The sequence below is a fragment of the Niveispirillum sp. genome, assembly GCF_052437035.1.
Lineage (GTDB): Bacteria > Pseudomonadota > Alphaproteobacteria > Azospirillales > Azospirillaceae > Niveispirillum.
In genome coordinates this window covers 862,323-878,014 of the sequence record NZ_JBQVOH010000002.1, presented here as the reverse complement: position 1 = coordinate 878,014, position 15,692 = coordinate 862,323, and the positions used below count along the sequence as shown (strand labels likewise).

General features: G+C 63.7%; 18 protein-coding genes. 10 read left to right on the top strand and 8 right to left on the bottom strand.

Annotated features, from left to right (window positions below):
* Positions 1–24: 24 nt before the first annotated feature.
* Positions 25–2,217 (bottom strand): excinuclease ABC subunit UvrB, encoded by a 2,193-nt coding sequence (uvrB, locus tag ACT6Q8_RS09175; RefSeq protein ID WP_054168766.1) that lies wholly within the window; start codon positions 2,215–2,217, stop codon positions 25–27.
* Between the two features lie 182 nt (positions 2,218–2,399).
* Between uvrB and ACT6Q8_RS09170 the strand changes: the two genes are divergently transcribed.
* A complete protein-coding gene (locus ACT6Q8_RS09170; protein WP_444733274.1) occupies positions 2,400–2,747 on the top strand; it encodes a hypothetical protein in 348 nt (115 codons plus the stop codon).
* On the opposite strand, the gene ACT6Q8_RS09165 is transcribed toward ACT6Q8_RS09170, so the two are convergent.
* On the bottom strand, positions 2,731–2,994 hold the full coding sequence (locus ACT6Q8_RS09165) for a hypothetical protein (protein WP_054168644.1): 264 nt from the start codon (positions 2,992–2,994) through the stop codon (positions 2,731–2,733). The genes ACT6Q8_RS09170 and ACT6Q8_RS09165 overlap by 17 nt on opposite strands.
* A 178-nt stretch (positions 2,995–3,172) precedes the next feature.
* On the opposite strand from ACT6Q8_RS09165, the gene ACT6Q8_RS09160 reads away from it, so the two are divergent.
* Positions 3,173–3,637, top strand: coding sequence for a hypothetical protein (locus tag ACT6Q8_RS09160; RefSeq protein WP_156344651.1), 465 nt, complete (start codon positions 3,173–3,175; stop codon positions 3,635–3,637).
* On the opposite strand, the gene ACT6Q8_RS09155 is transcribed toward ACT6Q8_RS09160, so the two are convergent.
* Genes ACT6Q8_RS09155 through ACT6Q8_RS09140 form a run of 4 tightly spaced genes read right to left on the bottom strand, consistent with a single transcriptional unit; the run spans position 3,638 to position 6,775 of the window.
* Positions 3,638–5,239, bottom strand: a complete 1,602-nt coding sequence (locus ACT6Q8_RS09155) for an NTP transferase domain-containing protein (protein ID WP_444733273.1) — start codon at positions 5,237–5,239, stop codon at positions 3,638–3,640.
* A 4-nt stretch (positions 5,240–5,243) separates the two neighbouring features.
* Positions 5,244–5,951 (bottom strand): XdhC family protein, encoded by a 708-nt coding sequence (locus tag ACT6Q8_RS09150; RefSeq protein ID WP_444733272.1) that lies wholly within the window; start codon positions 5,949–5,951, stop codon positions 5,244–5,246.
* Positions 5,948–6,274 carry an XdhC family protein gene (locus tag ACT6Q8_RS09145; protein ID WP_054168648.1) on the bottom strand — a complete coding sequence of 109 codons (327 nt, stop codon included), beginning with the start codon at positions 6,272–6,274 and terminating at the stop codon, positions 5,948–5,950. The genes ACT6Q8_RS09150 and ACT6Q8_RS09145 overlap by 4 nt, the downstream gene beginning before the upstream one ends.
* 51 nt (positions 6,275–6,325) lie before the next feature.
* Entirely contained in the window at positions 6,326–6,775 is a 450-nt protein-coding gene (locus ACT6Q8_RS09140) for a CoxG family protein (RefSeq protein WP_444733271.1), read from the bottom strand.
* 192 nt (positions 6,776–6,967) lie between these two features.
* Between ACT6Q8_RS09140 and ACT6Q8_RS09135 the strand changes: the two genes are divergently transcribed.
* From ACT6Q8_RS09135 to ACT6Q8_RS09100, 8 genes are all read left to right on the top strand, one after another.
* On the top strand, positions 6,968–7,939 hold the full coding sequence (locus tag ACT6Q8_RS09135; RefSeq protein WP_444733270.1) for a TAXI family TRAP transporter solute-binding subunit: 972 nt from the start codon (positions 6,968–6,970) through the stop codon (positions 7,937–7,939).
* 201 nt (positions 7,940–8,140) lie between these two features.
* On the top strand, positions 8,141–10,228 hold the full coding sequence (locus ACT6Q8_RS09130; protein WP_444733269.1) for a TRAP transporter permease: 2,088 nt from the start codon (positions 8,141–8,143) through the stop codon (positions 10,226–10,228).
* A complete protein-coding gene (locus tag ACT6Q8_RS09125) occupies positions 10,228–10,620 on the top strand; it encodes a DUF1850 domain-containing protein (RefSeq protein WP_444733268.1) in 393 nt (130 codons plus the stop codon). The genes ACT6Q8_RS09130 and ACT6Q8_RS09125 overlap by 1 nt, the downstream gene beginning before the upstream one ends.
* A 42-nt stretch (positions 10,621–10,662) precedes the next feature.
* Entirely contained in the window at positions 10,663–11,886 is a 1,224-nt protein-coding gene (locus ACT6Q8_RS09120) for an ABC transporter ATP-binding protein (RefSeq protein ID WP_444733267.1), read from the top strand.
* A gap of 96 nt (positions 11,887–11,982) precedes the next feature.
* Positions 11,983–12,204, top strand: a complete 222-nt coding sequence (locus ACT6Q8_RS09115) for a Sec-independent protein translocase subunit TatA/TatB (RefSeq protein WP_444733266.1) — start codon at positions 11,983–11,985, stop codon at positions 12,202–12,204.
* 4 nt (positions 12,205–12,208) lie between these two features.
* Positions 12,209–12,715 (top strand): Sec-independent protein translocase protein TatB, encoded by a 507-nt coding sequence (gene tatB, locus ACT6Q8_RS09110; RefSeq protein ID WP_054168652.1) that lies wholly within the window; start codon positions 12,209–12,211, stop codon positions 12,713–12,715.
* Positions 12,712–13,512: a twin-arginine translocase subunit TatC gene (gene tatC / locus ACT6Q8_RS09105; protein ID WP_444733265.1), complete on the top strand. Its 801-nt coding sequence runs from the start codon at positions 12,712–12,714 to the stop codon at positions 13,510–13,512. Before tatB ends, tatC begins: the two co-directional genes overlap by 4 nt.
* A gap of 295 nt (positions 13,513–13,807) precedes the next feature.
* Positions 13,808–14,728: an energy transducer TonB gene (locus ACT6Q8_RS09100; RefSeq protein ID WP_444733264.1), complete on the top strand. Its 921-nt coding sequence runs from the start codon at positions 13,808–13,810 to the stop codon at positions 14,726–14,728.
* A gap of 2 nt (positions 14,729–14,730) precedes the next feature.
* Here the strand turns inward: ACT6Q8_RS09100 and ACT6Q8_RS09095 are convergent, their stop codons facing one another.
* On the bottom strand, positions 14,731–15,129 hold the full coding sequence (locus tag ACT6Q8_RS09095; RefSeq protein WP_054168654.1) for an NUDIX hydrolase: 399 nt from the start codon (positions 15,127–15,129) through the stop codon (positions 14,731–14,733).
* Between the two features lie 11 nt (positions 15,130–15,140).
* Positions 15,141–15,623: an Lrp/AsnC family transcriptional regulator gene (locus ACT6Q8_RS09090; protein WP_444733263.1), complete on the bottom strand. Its 483-nt coding sequence runs from the start codon at positions 15,621–15,623 to the stop codon at positions 15,141–15,143.
* Positions 15,624–15,692 lie beyond the last annotated feature (69 nt).

Here is a 15,692-nt window from a genome sequence, read left to right as displayed (position 1 = left end):
GGGTGTTGGGGATTTTTAGGGGTTTTAACGCCGCCGCTTTGTGTTCTTGCCCCCGAACTCGATACCGCCAACCTCCAGCCCGCCATCCTTGGTCTTGGCGGCGCCCTTGGTGCGGCCAGCCTTCTCCGGCTTGGCGCTGCTGCGCGGCTTCTCCCCCTGAGCCGAGGCGCGGATGGGGCTGGCGCCGGGGGCCAAGCCCAGGTCGATGGCTTCCAGGCGGCGGATTTCGTCGCGGATGCGGCCCGCCTCCTCGAACTCCAGATCGGCGGCGGCGGCGCGCATCTTCTTTTCCAACTCGGCGATGATGGTCTTGATGTCCTTGCCGGCCAGACCGATGCCTTCCGCAGCACCGGTATCCACCTCCACCCGGTCGCCACGTTCATAGACGCTGCCCAGGATGTCGGAGATATTCTTCTTCACCGATTCCGGGGTGATGCCGTGGGCGGCGTTATATTCCAGCTGTTTGGCACGGCGGCGGGCCGTTTCCTCCAGCGCCGCCTTCATGGAGTTGGTTTCGCGGTCGGCATAGAGGATGGCGCGGCCTTCGACGTTACGGGCCGCACGACCGATGGTCTGGATCAGGCTGGTGCGGCTGCGCAGATAGCCTTCCTTATCGGCATCCAGGATGGCAACAAGGCCGCATTCGGGAATGTCGAGGCCTTCGCGCAGCAGGTTGATGCCGATCAGCACATCGAACACGCCAAGACGCAGATCGCGGATAATTTCAATCCGTTCAAGGGTTTCGACGTCGGAGTGGATGTAGCGGACCTTGATCCCCGCCTCCATCATGTACTCCGTCAGCGCCTCTGCCATCTTCTTGGTCAGCGTGGTGACCAGGACGCGCAGGCCCTTGGCCGTCACCTCCCGCACCTCCGCCATCACGTCATCGACCTGGGTGTCGGTGGGACGGATGATGACCTGCGGATCGACCAAACCCGTGGGGCGCACCACCTGCTCGGTGAAGACGCCGCCCGTCCGCTCCAACTCCCAATCACCGGGGGTGGCGGAGACGAAAACGGTCTGCGGACGCATGGCGTCCCATTCCTCAAACTTCAGCGGGCGGTTATCGGCGCATGATGGCAGGCGGAAACCATAATCGGCCAGAACCGATTTGCGCACGAAGTCGCCCCGGTACATGCCGCCCACCTGTGGCACCATCACGTGGCTTTCATCGACGATCAGCAACGCATCTTCGGGAAGATATTCAAACAGGGTCGGCGGCGGTTCGCCGGGATTGCGGCCCGACAGGTAGCGGGAATAGTTTTCGATGCCGGCGCAGGAGCCGGTGGCCACCATCATTTCGATATCAAAGGTCGTGCGCTGTTCCAGGCGCTGCGCCTCCAGTAATTTTCCTTGTGGAACAAGCTCATCCAGCCGCAGCTTCAAGTCACGCTTGATCTGTTCCACGGCCTGGAACAGGGTCGGTTTCGGCGTGACATAGTGGCTGTTGGCGTAGATGCGCACCTCCTTCATGGAGGCCAGCTTTTCGCCCGTCAGCGGGTCGATCTCGTTGATCGCCTCCAGCTCATCCCCGAACAGCGACAGGCGCCAGGCGCGATCCTCCAGGTGGGCGGGGAACAGTTCGATCGTGTCGCCACGCACGCGGAAGGAGCCGCGCCCGAAGCCGGCATCGTTGCGGCGATATTGAAGTTCAACCAATCTCTGAAGAAAACCCTGCCGGTGCAGCATCTGCCCGACCTGCAACGGGATGGTCATTTCCGAATAGGTTTCGACCGAGCCGATACCGTAGATGCAGGAAACCGAGGCCACGATGATGCAGTCCTGCCGTTCCAGCAGGGCGCGGGTGGCAGCGTGGCGCATGCGGTCGATCTGCTCGTTGATCGAGCTTTCCTTCTCGATATAGGTATCGGTCCGGGGCACATAGGCCTCGGGCTGATAATAATCGTAATAGGAAACAAAATACTCTACGGCGTTGTTTGGAAAGAAACTTTTCATCTCTCCATAGAGCTGCGCCGCCAGCGTCTTATTGGGTGCCAGGATCAGGGTCGGGCGCTGCACCTTCTGGATGACATGGGCCATCGTGAAGGTCTTGCCTGAGCCGGTGACGCCCAGCAGGACCTGATCCTTCTCGCCCCGGATCAACCCATCGGTCAGTTCCACAATCGCGCGCGGCTGATCACCCGCCGGCGTGTATTCCGACACGACGGTCAACGGTTCGATGAACGGCCTCTCCTCCACCTTGATGCGCCAGGGCATGGCGGCTTCGGGGACGATGGCGGCGGCGGGATCGGCGGTCTGGCTCATGGCCGGTAATCTATGCCTGTCCGGGGCCGGCGAAAAGGGGTTTGATCTGTTTTTGTTCCCTTTGAGCCTATGCAGCGTGGTGGTGGGCCCTAGAACATGGTTAACTGACCCGATGACAAGGGCGGGAGGTCAGGATGGCGGCGGTTGGACGGCAGGTGGCTGGCATTGTGGCCGGCATTATTCTGTGTATGGTCATCATCATGGCGGTTGAGAAGGTGGGGCACGCGCTGTTCAGCGGCGAGGCCTTGTTCGCCGCTCCGGTTGTCGCCTATCTGATTGCTGCAACGGTGGGCAGTTTCACTGCCATCAAGGTGGCAGGGGTACGGCTTTGGTGGTTACCCGGCATCATCGTCGCTGTGTTGGCAGCAGGTACGATCATGAACCTGACCATGATAGAGCATCCGGTTTGGTTCGCTCCCGCAGCCGCGATCGCCTTGATCGCCGGCTATGCCATCGCCTGGCGGCTCACGCGGGCGGCCTGAAACCGGGGGATTCCAATAATTGCCGCCCATTCCAGGGGCTGAGCATCAGGTGGAAATCGTCGCCCACATCATCAAGATGGTCGATCAGCAACTGGGCGGCGCGTAAATCCAGCTCCGTCTCCAGCGACAGGGCCATGCGGTCAAGGTCCGGCCGTCGCACGCGCAACTGATTGATCAATCGGACCAACCGCACCAGGGCGGCGGCCAGATCATCAGACAGGCAATGCAGATCGGGATAGGGCAGCATGGGGCGGATTAAGGGAGCATGGTACGGGGCGGTGTTCAGCGACTATGCGCTCGAAATTGTTAACAAGTTGCCTGTTCATCCAGGTAGGTCCATGTAAATTCACTGGACCTGCTGCCCATCCCGCCTATAACGATTGGGTGGTATACGGCTGGCAGGGGGCCGGTCAGGTTTGGGGAGAGTGACGCTCGTGTCTCAGGCGCTTCAAACGGTTGCCCAGCTGGCGCGTGCAGCGGAGAAGGGTTTGCCCATCGGTCCGGGTGCGGTGCGCATGGACGATGCGGGCGATTTAAGCGTCACCAGCCCCACCACGGCCTCACGCCATCATTTCTTTCTGGACGGGCTGATGTTCCATGTCAGCCTGACACCGGATGATGAAGGCACCTTGCTGCAGATCTGGGCTGAGGTGGGGTACATGCCCTTCACCATCGAATCGCCCGAAAAGCGCATGCGCCTGTCCAAAGTGATGCGCGCCGCCGGCCACCTGCAGAACGCCCGGTTCGTGGTGGATAACAAGCAGATGATCATGGTGCTGGGTCAGGCCCGCGTGGACGGCCATGTCACCTTGCCCGACTTCATGTATGAGATCCTGCAATTCGTGCAGGATGCACGGCCCTATTTGAAGGTGCTGGGCCAGTATCTGTGATTAGGGGTTGCTGAGAGCGGCCAGGGCGTCGGGCGTGTCGACATCCAGCAGGACGCCCGTATCCTCTACCGCTAGCTCGCAGACGACGGGCGCGTGTGCTGCGATCAGGGCCCGCGCCCCCTTGTCGCCCGTCAGGGTCAGCATTTCGGGGATGAAGGCGGCATCCCAGAGGACAGGGTTGCCGCGTTGACCGCCGCAGGTCGGCAGCACGATGGCGCGGCCATCGTCGGGGCTGTAGGCCGCGATCAGGCGGTTGATGCTGACCGCCGTCAGGCGCGGCATGTCGCCCAGCAGGACCAGCACACCGTCAATATCATCCGGCAAGGATGACAGGCCGGCCTTCAAGGTGGCGGACATGCCATCGGCATGGTCGGGGGCGTGGACGAATTCCACGGGCAGGTCGGTCAGTGCCGCACGGATTTCGTCGGCCTGATGCCCGGTCGCGATGGTGACGCCCGTCAGTTGCGACGACAGGGCCGTATCGACGACATGGCGGACCAGGGGCCGGCCCTGCCATTCGCACAGCAGTTTGTTGGCCCCGCCCATGCGCCGGCCAAAGCCGCCGGCCAGGACAAGCCCGTGGATACGCGGCGCGCGCGGCAAGGCGGTGGCAAGCGCGCGTGGCAGGGGCCGGCCCGGAATTTCGGCCAGCAACCCTCCCACGCCCATGGCCATGATCGCAGCGGCATCGACGGGCAGGCCCGCGCCCAACCGCTGCAACACCCAGTCCACGCCATTCAGACGCGGGGAGCGGGCGCAGCCGGGCAGGCCCAGAACGGGCTTTCCATCCAGGTCGCCCAGCAACAGCAGATTGCCGGGGTCCACCGGCATGCCCAGATGCAGGACGCGACCGCCCGCCGCCTCAACCGCCGCCGGGATGACATCGCGGCGGTCGGTGATGGCCGAGGCCCCAATCACCAGCAGGATATCACCCTCCATATCGCGCAGGGCGGTGGCCAGCGCGGTGACATCGTGCGGACACCGAACATCCCCCACAAGGTCCGCGCCGATGCCGGACAGGCGGTCGGCGGTAACGGCCACGCTTTTATCCAGCACTGATGGCTTGGTGCCCGGCAGGGTTGTCTGGATCAGGCCGGCGGACAAGCCGATCCAGGGCGACAGGGACACCGGGCCGGCGCCCGCCAGCATCCATTCCAGTTTCGTAATGATGCCGTCGGGCACGGCGAAGGGAATGATCTTGATGGTGGCCAGCATCTGGCCCTTCAGCACGGGCGTTAAGGGCGGGACAGTGGCGATGGTCACCGCCTCATCCACGCGGTTGAGCGCATGGATGGTGGCCGCGTCGATAGTAGCAAGGCCGTCAGCGGCGGCGAAAAGGTTGACGCGACCGGTATAGGCGGCACTGACCGTCAGGTTGGGGCCGGCCAGACGCGCGGCGATGCGGGTGGCAGCGGCGTCTTCGCCCACATCACCCGGCTCCAACTGCGCCACGGTGATTGTTTCGATACCGGATTGGGCCAGGAGAGCCGCATCATCGGCACTGATCACCCTTCCCTTGGCGAAGCGGCCATGGGTGTGGTGGACGCCATGGGCCAGGATGGCACCCACAGAAACGGCGACCGGTACGGAACCGAAACGCATCTGCCTATGCCTTCCACTTGGCGCCGCGCAGGGCCAGGATGATATCGGCCAGAATAGAGATGGCGATTTCGGCGGGCGTGACGGCCCCGATATCCAGGCCGACGGGGCCATGGATGCGGGCCAACTGTGCCTCCGACACCCCCTGCCCGCGCAGCCGTTCCAGGCGGGCGGCCTGGTTCTTCCGCCCGCCCAGCACGCCGACATAGAAGGCGTCGGTGGAAAGGGCCGCGGTCAGGGCCGGGTCATCGAATTTCGGATCATGGGTCAGGGCGACAACGGCGGTACGGGCATCGGGGCGCAGGGCGGCCAACGCCTCGTCCGGCCAGTCGGTGACCAGCACCGTGTCGGGGAACCGTTCAGGCGTGGCAAATGCGGCGCGCGGGTCGATTACCGTCACATCCAGACCGGCCAGACGCGCGGCGGGCGCCAGGGCCTGGGCCAGATGGACGGCACCCACGATCAGCAGGCGGTTGGCAGGCGGGTGGACATTGATGAAGAACCGGCCCTCGTAGAATTCAACAATGCCACTGCGGTTTTCACGGATGGCGTCCAGAACCTGCGGCAGGAATTCATCCTCCAGCGCCACATCGCCCATCTGCCGCCCGTCCAGATCGACCAGCGTCTGCAGGCCCGAGCCCAGATCGGTGACCAGGGCCACGGCGCGGCGGTCGGCCAGGGCGGCGCGCAGCGCGTCAAATATCCGGGCCTTCATTGGATCGGCTCCACATACACTTCCAGCTTGCCGCCGCAGGCCAGCCCCACTTCCCAGGCCATTTCATTGCTGATCCCGAAGGACAGGAAACGCGGTTCGCCATCGGATAGGACCTTGCCCGCCTCCATCACCACGGCCCCTTCGACACAACCGCCGGAAACCGAACCCGCCATGGCGCCGCTGGCAGAGATGGCCATCAGACTGCCCACGGGGCGCGGGGCGGAACCCCAGGTGGCGATGACATGGGCCAGGGCCACGGATTGCCCGGCATCACGCCAGGAGGCGGCCTGGGCCAGGATGGCTTCGTTATCGTCGCGGATCATGGAAGGTTCCAGAGTGGGATCAGCCGCATATGGGGATGCCGGCGGCGATTTTCAGTCGGCCGGGGTCAGGGCGGCGGCGAAGGCGGCGAAAAATTCATCGGCCAGTTTGGCGGCGGTGCCCTGGATCAGGCGCGCGCCCAGCTGCGCCAGCTTGCCGCCCACGGTGGCTTCCGCCTTGTAGCGTAGGATGGTGGTGCCATCGGGACCATCGGTCAGGGTGACCACCGCCCCACCTTTGCCAAAGCCGGCGGCACCGCCCTGCCCTTCGCCGGTGATGCGGTAGCCGTTAGGGGCATCAATGTCCGACAGGGTGACGCGGCCCGCGAATTTGGCGCTGACCGGGCCGATCTTCAGCTTCAGCTTGGCCGACAAGGTCGTGTCATCATCGCGCACCAGTTCCTCGCAGCCGGGAATGCAGCGACGCAGGGCTTCGGCATCGTTCAGCGCGTCCCAAACACGGGATCGGGGGGCCGGGATGGCGTATTCGCCTTCCATATCCATTGGGATGTTCCCACAAAATTCAAACCAGGGCGCCGCAGCCTGCCACAAAGCGGTGGCAAAAGGAAAATCCGGCATGAAGCGCATTGCGTGTGACCGGAATTTTCTGAAAGATCAATGATCAAGAAAAGGGCCGTGGACAGGCCCCGCGCACCGGAGAACGGTCAGCAGCAACAAACAACGGGAGGATGGTTCATGGACGGTTTGAACCGGCGGCAATTCGGCATTCTGGGTCTGGGCGGCGTGGCGGCAGCGATGGGCAGCACCCGGTCGGCCCGCGCGCAGGCCCCGCGCTTTGTCACCATCCTGACCGGCGGGACCAGCGGGGTTTATTATCCGCTGGGCGTTGCCCTGTCGCAGATCTATGGCAAGGCCATGCCGGAGACGAAGTTCACGGTTCAGGCCACCAAGGCATCGGCGGAGAACCTGAACCTGTTGCAGGCCGGGCGCGGCGAGATCGCCTTTACCCAGACCGATACGCTGGTCCAGGCCGTGCGCGGTGATGCCGAGGTGGGGTTCGCCAAACCACTAGACAAGCTGCGCAGCCTGGCCGTGATCTATCCCAACTATATCCAGATTGTGGCGTCGAAGGCGTCTGGTATCAAGACCTTGGCCGACCTGAAGGGCAAACGCATATCGGTCGGCGCACCGAAATCGGGAACGGAGATCAACGCGCGGGCCGTAGTGAAGGCTGCGGGCCTGTCCTATGCGGATTTCGAGAAGGTCGAGTATCTGCCATTCGCAGAGAGTGTCGACCTGATGAAGAACCAGCAGCTGGACGCCACCCTGCAATCCGCCGGTCTGGGCGTGGCATCGCTGCGCGATCTGGCCAGTTCCATCGACATCACCGTGGTATCGGTGCCGGCGGAGACGGTGGCGAAGATTGGCGAGGCGGTTTACCGCTCCGCCGTCATTCCCGCCAACACCTATAACGGCCAGACGGCGGATGTGCCGACGGTCGTGACTGGCAATGCGCTTGCCACCCATGCCGGCGTGTCGGACGAGGCGGCGTATCAGATGACCAAGCTGATGTTCGAGAATCTGGAGGCCATGAAATCCGCCCATGCGGCGGCCAAACAGATCGCCTTGTCCAAGGACGCGGCGGCGGAATTCGCGCCCCTGCATCCGGGGGCGAAGCGGTTTTATCAGGAGAAAGGGTTGTTGTGAGGGGGCGCGTAACTTCGTTCAATCCCCCACCTCCCCGTTCGTCATCCCGGCGCAAGCCGGGACCCAGGGGCCAGGCGCATAGGCTTTCAGCCGCGCTGATATGTGCAGCGGCGAGGTTTGAGCTTGTGGCCCCTGGGTCCCGGCTTGCGCCGGGATGACGAGGGGGAGCGTGTTTCACAATGAGCCAAATAGGCCCCCCGCATGACCCAAACCGCCGATATTGATGAAGATGCCGTCCGCCGCGCGGTGGAGAAGGATGATCCGACGTCGGCCATCGCGCGGCTGAGCGGAGGGGACCGCAGGGTCATTTTTGTGATCGGCGTGGCGTTTGCGCTGTTCCAGCTATGGACCGCCACCTTCAACCCGCTGTCCAGTCTGGTGGTGCGGTCGGTGCATGTGGGGTTCCTGCTGCTGATGGCCTTCCTGCTGATCGGTGCGCGCGACGGGATGAAGCGGGAGAAGGTGCCCGTCTATGACTGGCTGTTGGGCGGGGTGGCCTTCCTGCTGGGCCTTTATCATTGGGTGTTTGAGCATGATTTGATCCTTCGGTCGGGCACGCCCACCGATCTGGACCTATGGGTGGGGGCGCTGAATACCCTGCTGGTGGCAGAGGCCGCACGGCGGATCATGGGCTGGGGCTTGCCGGCCCTATGCCTGACCTTCGTGCCTTATGCGATGCTGGGGCCGTATATGCCCGATATCCTGGCCCATCGCGGGTATGAGCTGGATCAGGTAATCGAACAGCTGCATTTCTCCACCGAGGGGATTTACGGCACCCCAACCTTCGTTTCCTCCACCTTCATCTTCCTGTTCATCCTTTTCGGGGCGTTTTTGGAAAAGGCCGGGGTCATCGGCCTGTTCAATGATTTGTCCATGGCGCTGGTCGGGCGGCGATTGGGTGGGGCGGCCAAGGTGGCGGTGGTGTCGTCGGGCTTCATGGGCATGGTCAACGGGTCGGGTGTAGCCAATGTCCTGACCACCGGCCAATTCACCATCCCCATGATGAAGCGTTTCGGCTATTCCGCGAAATTTGCCGGTGCCCTGGAAGCCACGGCCAGCATGGGCGGGCAGATCATGCCGCCGGTGATGGGGGCCGCCGCCTTCATCATGGCCGAAACGCTGGGCGTTTCGTACCTGGAGGTATGCAAGGCGGCGGCGATTCCGGCCATCCTCTATTTCGTCTCCGCCTATTGGATGGCGCATCTGGAGGCGGCGCGCGCCGGCCTGCACGGTCTGCCGGAAAGTGAATGCCCGAAACTGTGGCCGTCGCTGCGCCGGGGATGGCATCTGCTGCTGCCGCTGGTGGCGCTGGTCACGCTGCTGCTGTCGGGACGCACGCCGCTGTTCGCGGGCGTTGTCGGCATTGCCGGCACGGTCGTGCTGATGATGGGGCTGCTGCTGGTGGCACAGATGGGGCCGGTGGCGCTGCGCGTGGCCTTCTGGGTGGGGCTGGGCCTGGGGGCCTGGGGCCTGACGCAGGCGGGCTTGCGCACAGAACAGATGGCCATGGTGGTCATTGGCCTGCTAGCCCTGCCGTGCTTTCTGTTCAAGTCGGGGCGCAGGCTGCTGAACGCGCTGATGGAGGCGCTGGCCGACGGGGCGCGGGCGGCGGTGGCGGTGGGCATTGCCTGCGCCCTGGTCGGCATTCTGATCGGCATGCTGACCCTGACGGGGCTGGCATCGGGGCTGGCCGGGATCATTGTGGAATTGTCGGGCGGGAACCTGCTGCTGGCCCTGGTGCTGACCATGGTGGCCTGCATCATCCTGGGCACCGGGCTGCCGACCACGGCCAATTACATCATCACCGCCTCCATCGCGGCACCGGCGCTGCAGCAGTTGGGTGTGCCGCTGATCGTCAGCCATATGTTCTGCTTCTATTTCGGGATCATGGCCGACCTGACGCCGCCTGTGGCGCTGGCGGCCCTGGCGGCGTCGCCCATCGCGCGGGCGGGACATATGGAGATTGCCTGGCTGGCCACCCGCATCGGGATCGCCGGATATCTGGTGCCCTTCATGGCGGTGTTCGATCCGGCCTTGATGCTGCAATCGGGCGACTGGCTGGACACGGCCTATATGGTGGTGAAGGCGCTGGTGGGGATCGGGCTGCTGGGGATCGTCACCGTCGGCCATTACAAGACCAAGCTGGCCGTGTGGGAGATGGTCTGGGCCTTTGCGGCGGCGGTCCTTCTTGTGTTGGCCATGCCGATGACGGATGAGGCGGGGTTTGTGCTGGCGGCGCTGTTCCTGGGCCGCCAGCTCTGGCGCTGTCGGCAGAGGGCGGCGGCGTGATGGCGGGGCTGCTCGCCCTGTGCCTGATCGCGGGTATGCAGCCGCCCGTGATGGTGCAAACCGACCGGTTCACCCTGTCCTGGACCCATTCCATCGAGAAGGTGGAATGGCGGGAGGAGTATCGGGTCACCGATCTGGGCCTTATCCTTGAGACTTCGCGCGTCAAGGGCAGCGGGGTGGGGATGGAGCCGGGGCCGGATGCCAGATTGGTCGATGGCTGGTGGATCAGCCACCCAACCCTTTCCCCCCTGCCCGAACTGGTGCTGGCCGGCAGCCATTTTGGCGGGGATCATACGATCTGCATTCCCGGACGGTGCGCGCCGCTTCGCCAGTGGCTGGGCCGGGACAATGATGGGCCGGTACGTTTGGTCGCATGTCCGACACGCAACTAATAACGGTTTGCAAAGGAATGTCCGGCATCCTAAGTATGAAAGATGCGTGACCCTGCCGGGTCGTGGGACAAGGTGGAAGGCGTCGGCCCCCGAATGGATACGACGATCAATGATGCGATGATCCGGGATGCGGCCGGGCGGAACCAGAAGGCGGGTTGCCCGCCGCTGGACATGGCCGCCCCCCGTCATGCCCCCCTGCCCCTGCCGTCCCTGTCGCTGGACAAGGTCAGCCACCGTTATGGCGCCAAGCAGGCGTTGAGCGATGTGTCGCTGTCGATCTCTCCGGGGGAGATTGTCTGTCTGGTGGGGCCGTCGGGATGTGGAAAATCCACCCTGCTGCGGCTGGCCGCCGGGCTGGAGACGATCCAGGAGGGCAGCGTCGCCATCGCGGGGCAGACCATTGCGCAGCCGGGATCGTCCCTGCCGCCCGAACGGCGCGGTATCGGGCTGGTGTTCCAGGATTACGCCCTGTTCCCGCATCTGAATGTTCTGGACAATGTGCGTTTCGGCCTGAACCGGCTGCCCGCGGCGGAGCGGGATGAACGCGCCATGGCGGCGCTGGAACAGGTGGGCATGGAGGGCTTCGTGCGCGCCTTCCCGCATGCCCTGTCGGGCGGGCAGCAGCAGCGGGTGGCGCTGGCCCGTGCCATGGCCCCGCGCCCGGCGGTGCTGCTGCTGGATGAGCCCTTCTCCGGCCTTGATACAAGGCTGCGCGAGAGTGTGCGTGATGAGACGCTGCATGTGCTGAAGCGTAGCGGGGCGGCGACCATGATCGTCACCCATGATCCCGAAGAGGCCATGTTCCTGGCCGACCGCATCGCCCTGCTGCGCGATGGCAGGCTGGTGCAGGTGGGGTCGCCGACAGCGCTTTATACCAAACCAGTGGATGCCTTTGCCGCCAGCTTCTTTGGCGAGGTCAACCAGTTGACGGGCATTGTGCACCAGGGCCGGGTCGACACGCCGGTCGGGTGCCTGACGGTGCCGCATCTGGATGAGGGTACGGCGGTCGACGTGCTGATCCGGCCTGAAGCGCTGCGTCTGACCATGGCGGCGGATGGCGGCATGACGGGCGTGCCCAATCTGGCGCGGGTGGAGGCATCCCGCCTGTTGGGCCGCACCAGCCTGATCCATCTCTGTGTCAGCGACCGCGACGGTCGGCCGCACCACCTGCATGCCCGCGCACCTGGCCATTTCCTGCCCGAGGATGGCAGCCATGTCTCGGTAACGCTGGAACCCAGACAGGCCTTTGTATTTGAAAAGGCGTGAATGGTGGCGCGATTGCGGCCACGGGGCCTTTCTGCCATGATCCCGCGCCTTTCCGGTGGTATGGGGCGATGGCCCCTTTGCAGGCGGAGTTGAGACATGGGTGGTTTGGGTTGGATGGAAATCCTGGTGATTCTGGTGATCGTCATGGTCATTTTCGGGGCGGGTAAGCTGCCGAAGGTGATGGGCGACCTGGGTCAGGGTATCCGTAACTTCAAATCCAACCTGTCTGACGGGGCCAAGGCCGAGGACGATGTGAAGACCGATCCGGTTCCCCCCGCCGTTCCGCCCGCCAAACCCGACGACGCGCCCAAGGCCTGACACCATGTTTGATATCGGCTGGTCCGAACTGCTTGTGATCGGGGTGGTGGCGTTGATCGTCATCGGTCCCAAGGATTTGCCCAAGGCGTTGAGCACCATGGGCAAATGGATGGCCCGCGCCCGCGCCATGGCGCGTGAGTTCCAGAACAATGTCGATGACATGGTGCGTCAGGCCGAACTGGACGAACTGCGCCAGCAGGTTCAGAAGGCCCGTGATTTCAACCTGACGGACGAGCTGGAAAAGAGCATCGATCCCGATGGCGGCGTGCGCAAGACGCTGGCTGTTGAGGATTTCACCAGCCCGGCCCAGACCGCAAAGACGGATGATAAGCCCCCTGCCCCGAAGGCCGATGCCAGCGGTGAGGATGTAGCCGACATGGCCAGTGCGGCCTTCCCGCCTGTCCCCGCCCCCATACCGGCACAGACCGGCACCGCCGCCCCCGATGCTGTCAGCGCCGCTGCTGCCATAACGGCGGCCCCCGTGGAACCCACCAAGGATAAGACGCCTTGAGCGAACCGATCGAACAGGATGAGCTGGACGCCGGCAAGATGCCGCTGCTTGACCATCTGATCGAGCTGCGCAACCGGTTGATGTGGAGCGGCGGGGCGCTGATCGTGGCGTTCCTGGCCTGCTTTGCGGTGGCCGACCATATCTATCAGTTCCTGATGCACCCGCTGGTGCAGGCACTGGGGACCAAGGCGGCGGAACGGCGCATGATCTTTACCGCACCGCAGGAATTCTTCCTGACGCAGGTGAAGGTGGCCTTCTGGGCCGGCGCCATGATCGCCTTTCCCATGATTGCCACCCAGATCTACAAGTTCGTGGCGCCGGGCCTGTACAAGCATGAGCGCAAGGCCTTCGTACCGTTTCTGGTGGCCACACCGGTGCTGTTCGCGCTGGGCGCGTCGCTGGTCTATTTCTTCATCATGCCCATGGCGTTGAAATTCTTCCTCGGCTTCGAGGTGGAGGCGACGGCGACGACGCTGGCGGTGCAGGCGGAAACGCGGGTGGCGGATTACCTGTCGCTGATCATGGCATTGATCTTCGCCTTCGGTCTGGCCTTTCAATTGCCGGTGCTGCTGACACTGCTGGCGCGCGTCGGGCTGGTCACGGCGGACGGGCTGGCGTCCAAGCGGCGCTATGCCATCGTCATCATCTTCGTGGCCGCCGCCATCCTGACACCGCCCGACGTGATCAGCCAGATCGGCCTCGCCATCCCGCTGCTGCTTTTGTACGAGGTCTCGGTGTTCATGGCGCGGCGCATTGAAAAAAGCCGGGCGGCGAAGGATGCAGCGGCGGGTGTGTAAGCCCGCCAATTTCAGGCCCTGACCTGAATTTTGTCTTCTGAGGTAGAAAACCACACCACTCTGGCTATCCATTTTCCTTTGATGTAGGAAGTTTCCATCGGGGATCATGGAGGCGACGGCGTCGGCTGTTGCAACCAGTGGGGGGCAAGCATGGGTTTGTGGCGTCTCTGCTTCGTTGTGCCGGTCTTTGCACTTGCAGCCAGCCTTTCAGCCCAGGCGCAGACGACGGTCCAGCAGGGGACCTATACCCCCCCCCAAACGGGCTGAGTGCGGGCGCGACCTTCCGGCATATCCGTTGAGGGAGCGCGATAACTGGACCGAAGGTTGGGTTGATCTGCGGTTCAATGTCACCGCCGACGGCAAGGCCCGTGATGTGACCGTCGATTATCAAATGGGCCGGGGCGATTTCGCCAAACATACCGCCAAATGGCTGGAGGGGTGCCAGTTCGAACCCGCCAAGCGCGATGGTACGCCGGTGGAGGCGCGCAACCAGTATCAGCGTTTCTATTTCCGTATTGAGTCGGCCAATCCCGGCGCCAGCCCGGAGATTATCCGGCGGCTGCGCGCCGTTGACGCCTTGCTTGAACAAGGCAAGGCGGATGAAGCCATGGCGGAACTGGACACGGCCAGCAAGGACAGCCGGTTTCTTTATGAGATGGTCCACATCATGGCCCGCAGGGCACAGGCCATGGCCGTTGCCGGCAAGGTCGATCTGGCCATCCTGTATCTTCAGCAAGTGCGATATAGCGATAGCTTTCTCGGTCCCCGCGAACAGGGCTGGGTAAGGCGGCTGACACTGCGTCTGGCCCTGTCACAGGGCCTCTATCACGACGCCGTGGACGCTGCCGAGACGATCAAGAATCTGGGTGACAAGGATGCCGACAAGCCTTTGACATCGGCGTTGGAGCGTCTGCGCAAGGCTGTGGAGGATGGGACACCGTTCGGTGTCGACGGTCGCATTCCATCGGAATGCCGTCCGGAAATCTGTTCAGCGGAGCAGCCATCCTGGCGGTATCGTCCCGTCCGGCGCACCATCTCGCTGACCGATGTCAAAGGCGAGTTGGATCGGGTTGAGGCGCGCTGCGATGCCCGCACCTTCAGCGCCAAGGCCGAACCGGATGTGACCTGGACCATTCCGGCCAGTTGGGGCGAATGCACCGTCAGCATCTTCGGCACGCCCGGCAGCACATTCCGCATCATTGACGAGAATGTGTGACCTTACCCACCCGCCGCCGCCACGGCGGTGCGGGTGGAGATCGTCAACGGTGACGGCAGCGCGTCCAGCGCGAACCAGCCCCAGTCCGACATAGCGTCGGGTTCCATCACCCTGGGTTCCCCCTGCACGATGCGGGCGCGGTGGACGGGGTTGACCCAGTGGCTGGGTCCGGTGGGATCAATCTGGTCCACGACGCAGAGCAGACCAGTCAGTTCGATGGTTACCCCCAGTTCCTCTGCGATTTCGCGGCGGATCGTGTCGGGGACGGGTTCCAGGAAATCGACCTTGCCGCCGGGCAGGCCCCAATGGTCTGCCTCTGGATTGCGGCGGCGTTTGACAAGCAGCAGACGGCCCTGCCCGTCAGTGATGAAGGCGCCGCAGCCCACACGGATGATGGTCATGAGATTATCCTTTACCGCATCGGCACGCTGGTGCGTTTGGCAACCGTGCGCAATGTGAAGCTGGACCGTACCCTCGCCACGCCGGGCAGGCGGGTCAGGGTCTGGGTGTGCAGGCGTTCATAATCGCTGCCATCGGCGACAACGACGCGCAGCATGAAATCGGCGTCGCCCGCCATCAGATAGCATTCCATCACCTCCGGGCATTCCATCACCTTCGCTTCAAACGCGCGCAGGTCCTGATCCTGCTGCCGGTCCAGCGTGATTTGCACGAAGACGGAGGTTCCACGGCCCAAGGCAGCGGGGCTGACCAACGCCACATAGCCCTCGATCACGCCCTCATCCTCCAGCCGTTTCAGGCGGCGGTGACAGGCGGATGGGGACAGCCCGACATGGTCGGCAAGGTCGGCAACGGAGATGCGACCATCGGCCTGCACCTTTATCAGAATCTTACGATCAATGGCGTCAAGGTCGATTGGCCGCATAATCCACCGCATATGCCGAATTTCATGCACGAAACGTCGAAATAGGGCCATGCCAAACCCGGTCTTTGCAAGGACATTCGG

Bases quoted from the DNA above. Each gene is read 5' to 3' on its own strand.
- uvrB (WP_054168766.1), bottom strand. From the start codon at position 2,217: ATGCCCTGGCGCATCAAGGTGGAGGAGAGGCCGTTCATCGAACCGTTG.
- ACT6Q8_RS09170 (WP_444733274.1), top strand. From the start codon at position 2,400: ATGGCGGCGGTTGGACGGCAGGTGGCTGGCATTGTGGCCGGCATTATT.
- ACT6Q8_RS09165 (WP_054168644.1), bottom strand. From the start codon at position 2,994: ATGCTGCCCTATCCCGATCTGCATTGCCTGTCTGATGATCTGGCCGCC.
- ACT6Q8_RS09155 (WP_444733273.1), bottom strand. From the start codon at position 5,239: ATGCGTTTCGGTTCCGTACCGGTCGCCGTTTCTGTGGGTGCCATCCTG.
- ACT6Q8_RS09150 (WP_444733272.1), bottom strand. From the start codon at position 5,951: ATGAAGGCCCGGATATTTGACGCGCTGCGCGCCGCCCTGGCCGACCGC.
- ACT6Q8_RS09145 (WP_054168648.1), bottom strand. From the start codon at position 6,274: ATGATCCGCGACGATAACGAAGCCATCCTGGCCCAGGCCGCCTCCTGG.
- ACT6Q8_RS09140 (WP_444733271.1), bottom strand. From the start codon at position 6,775: ATGGATATGGAAGGCGAATACGCCATCCCGGCCCCCCGATCCCGTGTT.
- ACT6Q8_RS09135 (WP_444733270.1), top strand. From the start codon at position 6,968: ATGGACGGTTTGAACCGGCGGCAATTCGGCATTCTGGGTCTGGGCGGC.
- ACT6Q8_RS09130 (WP_444733269.1), top strand. From the start codon at position 8,141: ATGACCCAAACCGCCGATATTGATGAAGATGCCGTCCGCCGCGCGGTG.
- ACT6Q8_RS09125 (WP_444733268.1), top strand. From the start codon at position 10,228: ATGGCGGGGCTGCTCGCCCTGTGCCTGATCGCGGGTATGCAGCCGCCC.
- ACT6Q8_RS09120 (WP_444733267.1), top strand. From the start codon at position 10,663: ATGCGTGACCCTGCCGGGTCGTGGGACAAGGTGGAAGGCGTCGGCCCC.
- ACT6Q8_RS09115 (WP_444733266.1), top strand. From the start codon at position 11,983: ATGGGTGGTTTGGGTTGGATGGAAATCCTGGTGATTCTGGTGATCGTC.
- tatB (WP_054168652.1), top strand. From the start codon at position 12,209: ATGTTTGATATCGGCTGGTCCGAACTGCTTGTGATCGGGGTGGTGGCG.
- ACT6Q8_RS09095 (WP_054168654.1), bottom strand. From the start codon at position 15,129: ATGACCATCATCCGTGTGGGCTGCGGCGCCTTCATCACTGACGGGCAG.
- ACT6Q8_RS09090 (WP_444733263.1), bottom strand. From the start codon at position 15,623: ATGCGGTGGATTATGCGGCCAATCGACCTTGACGCCATTGATCGTAAG.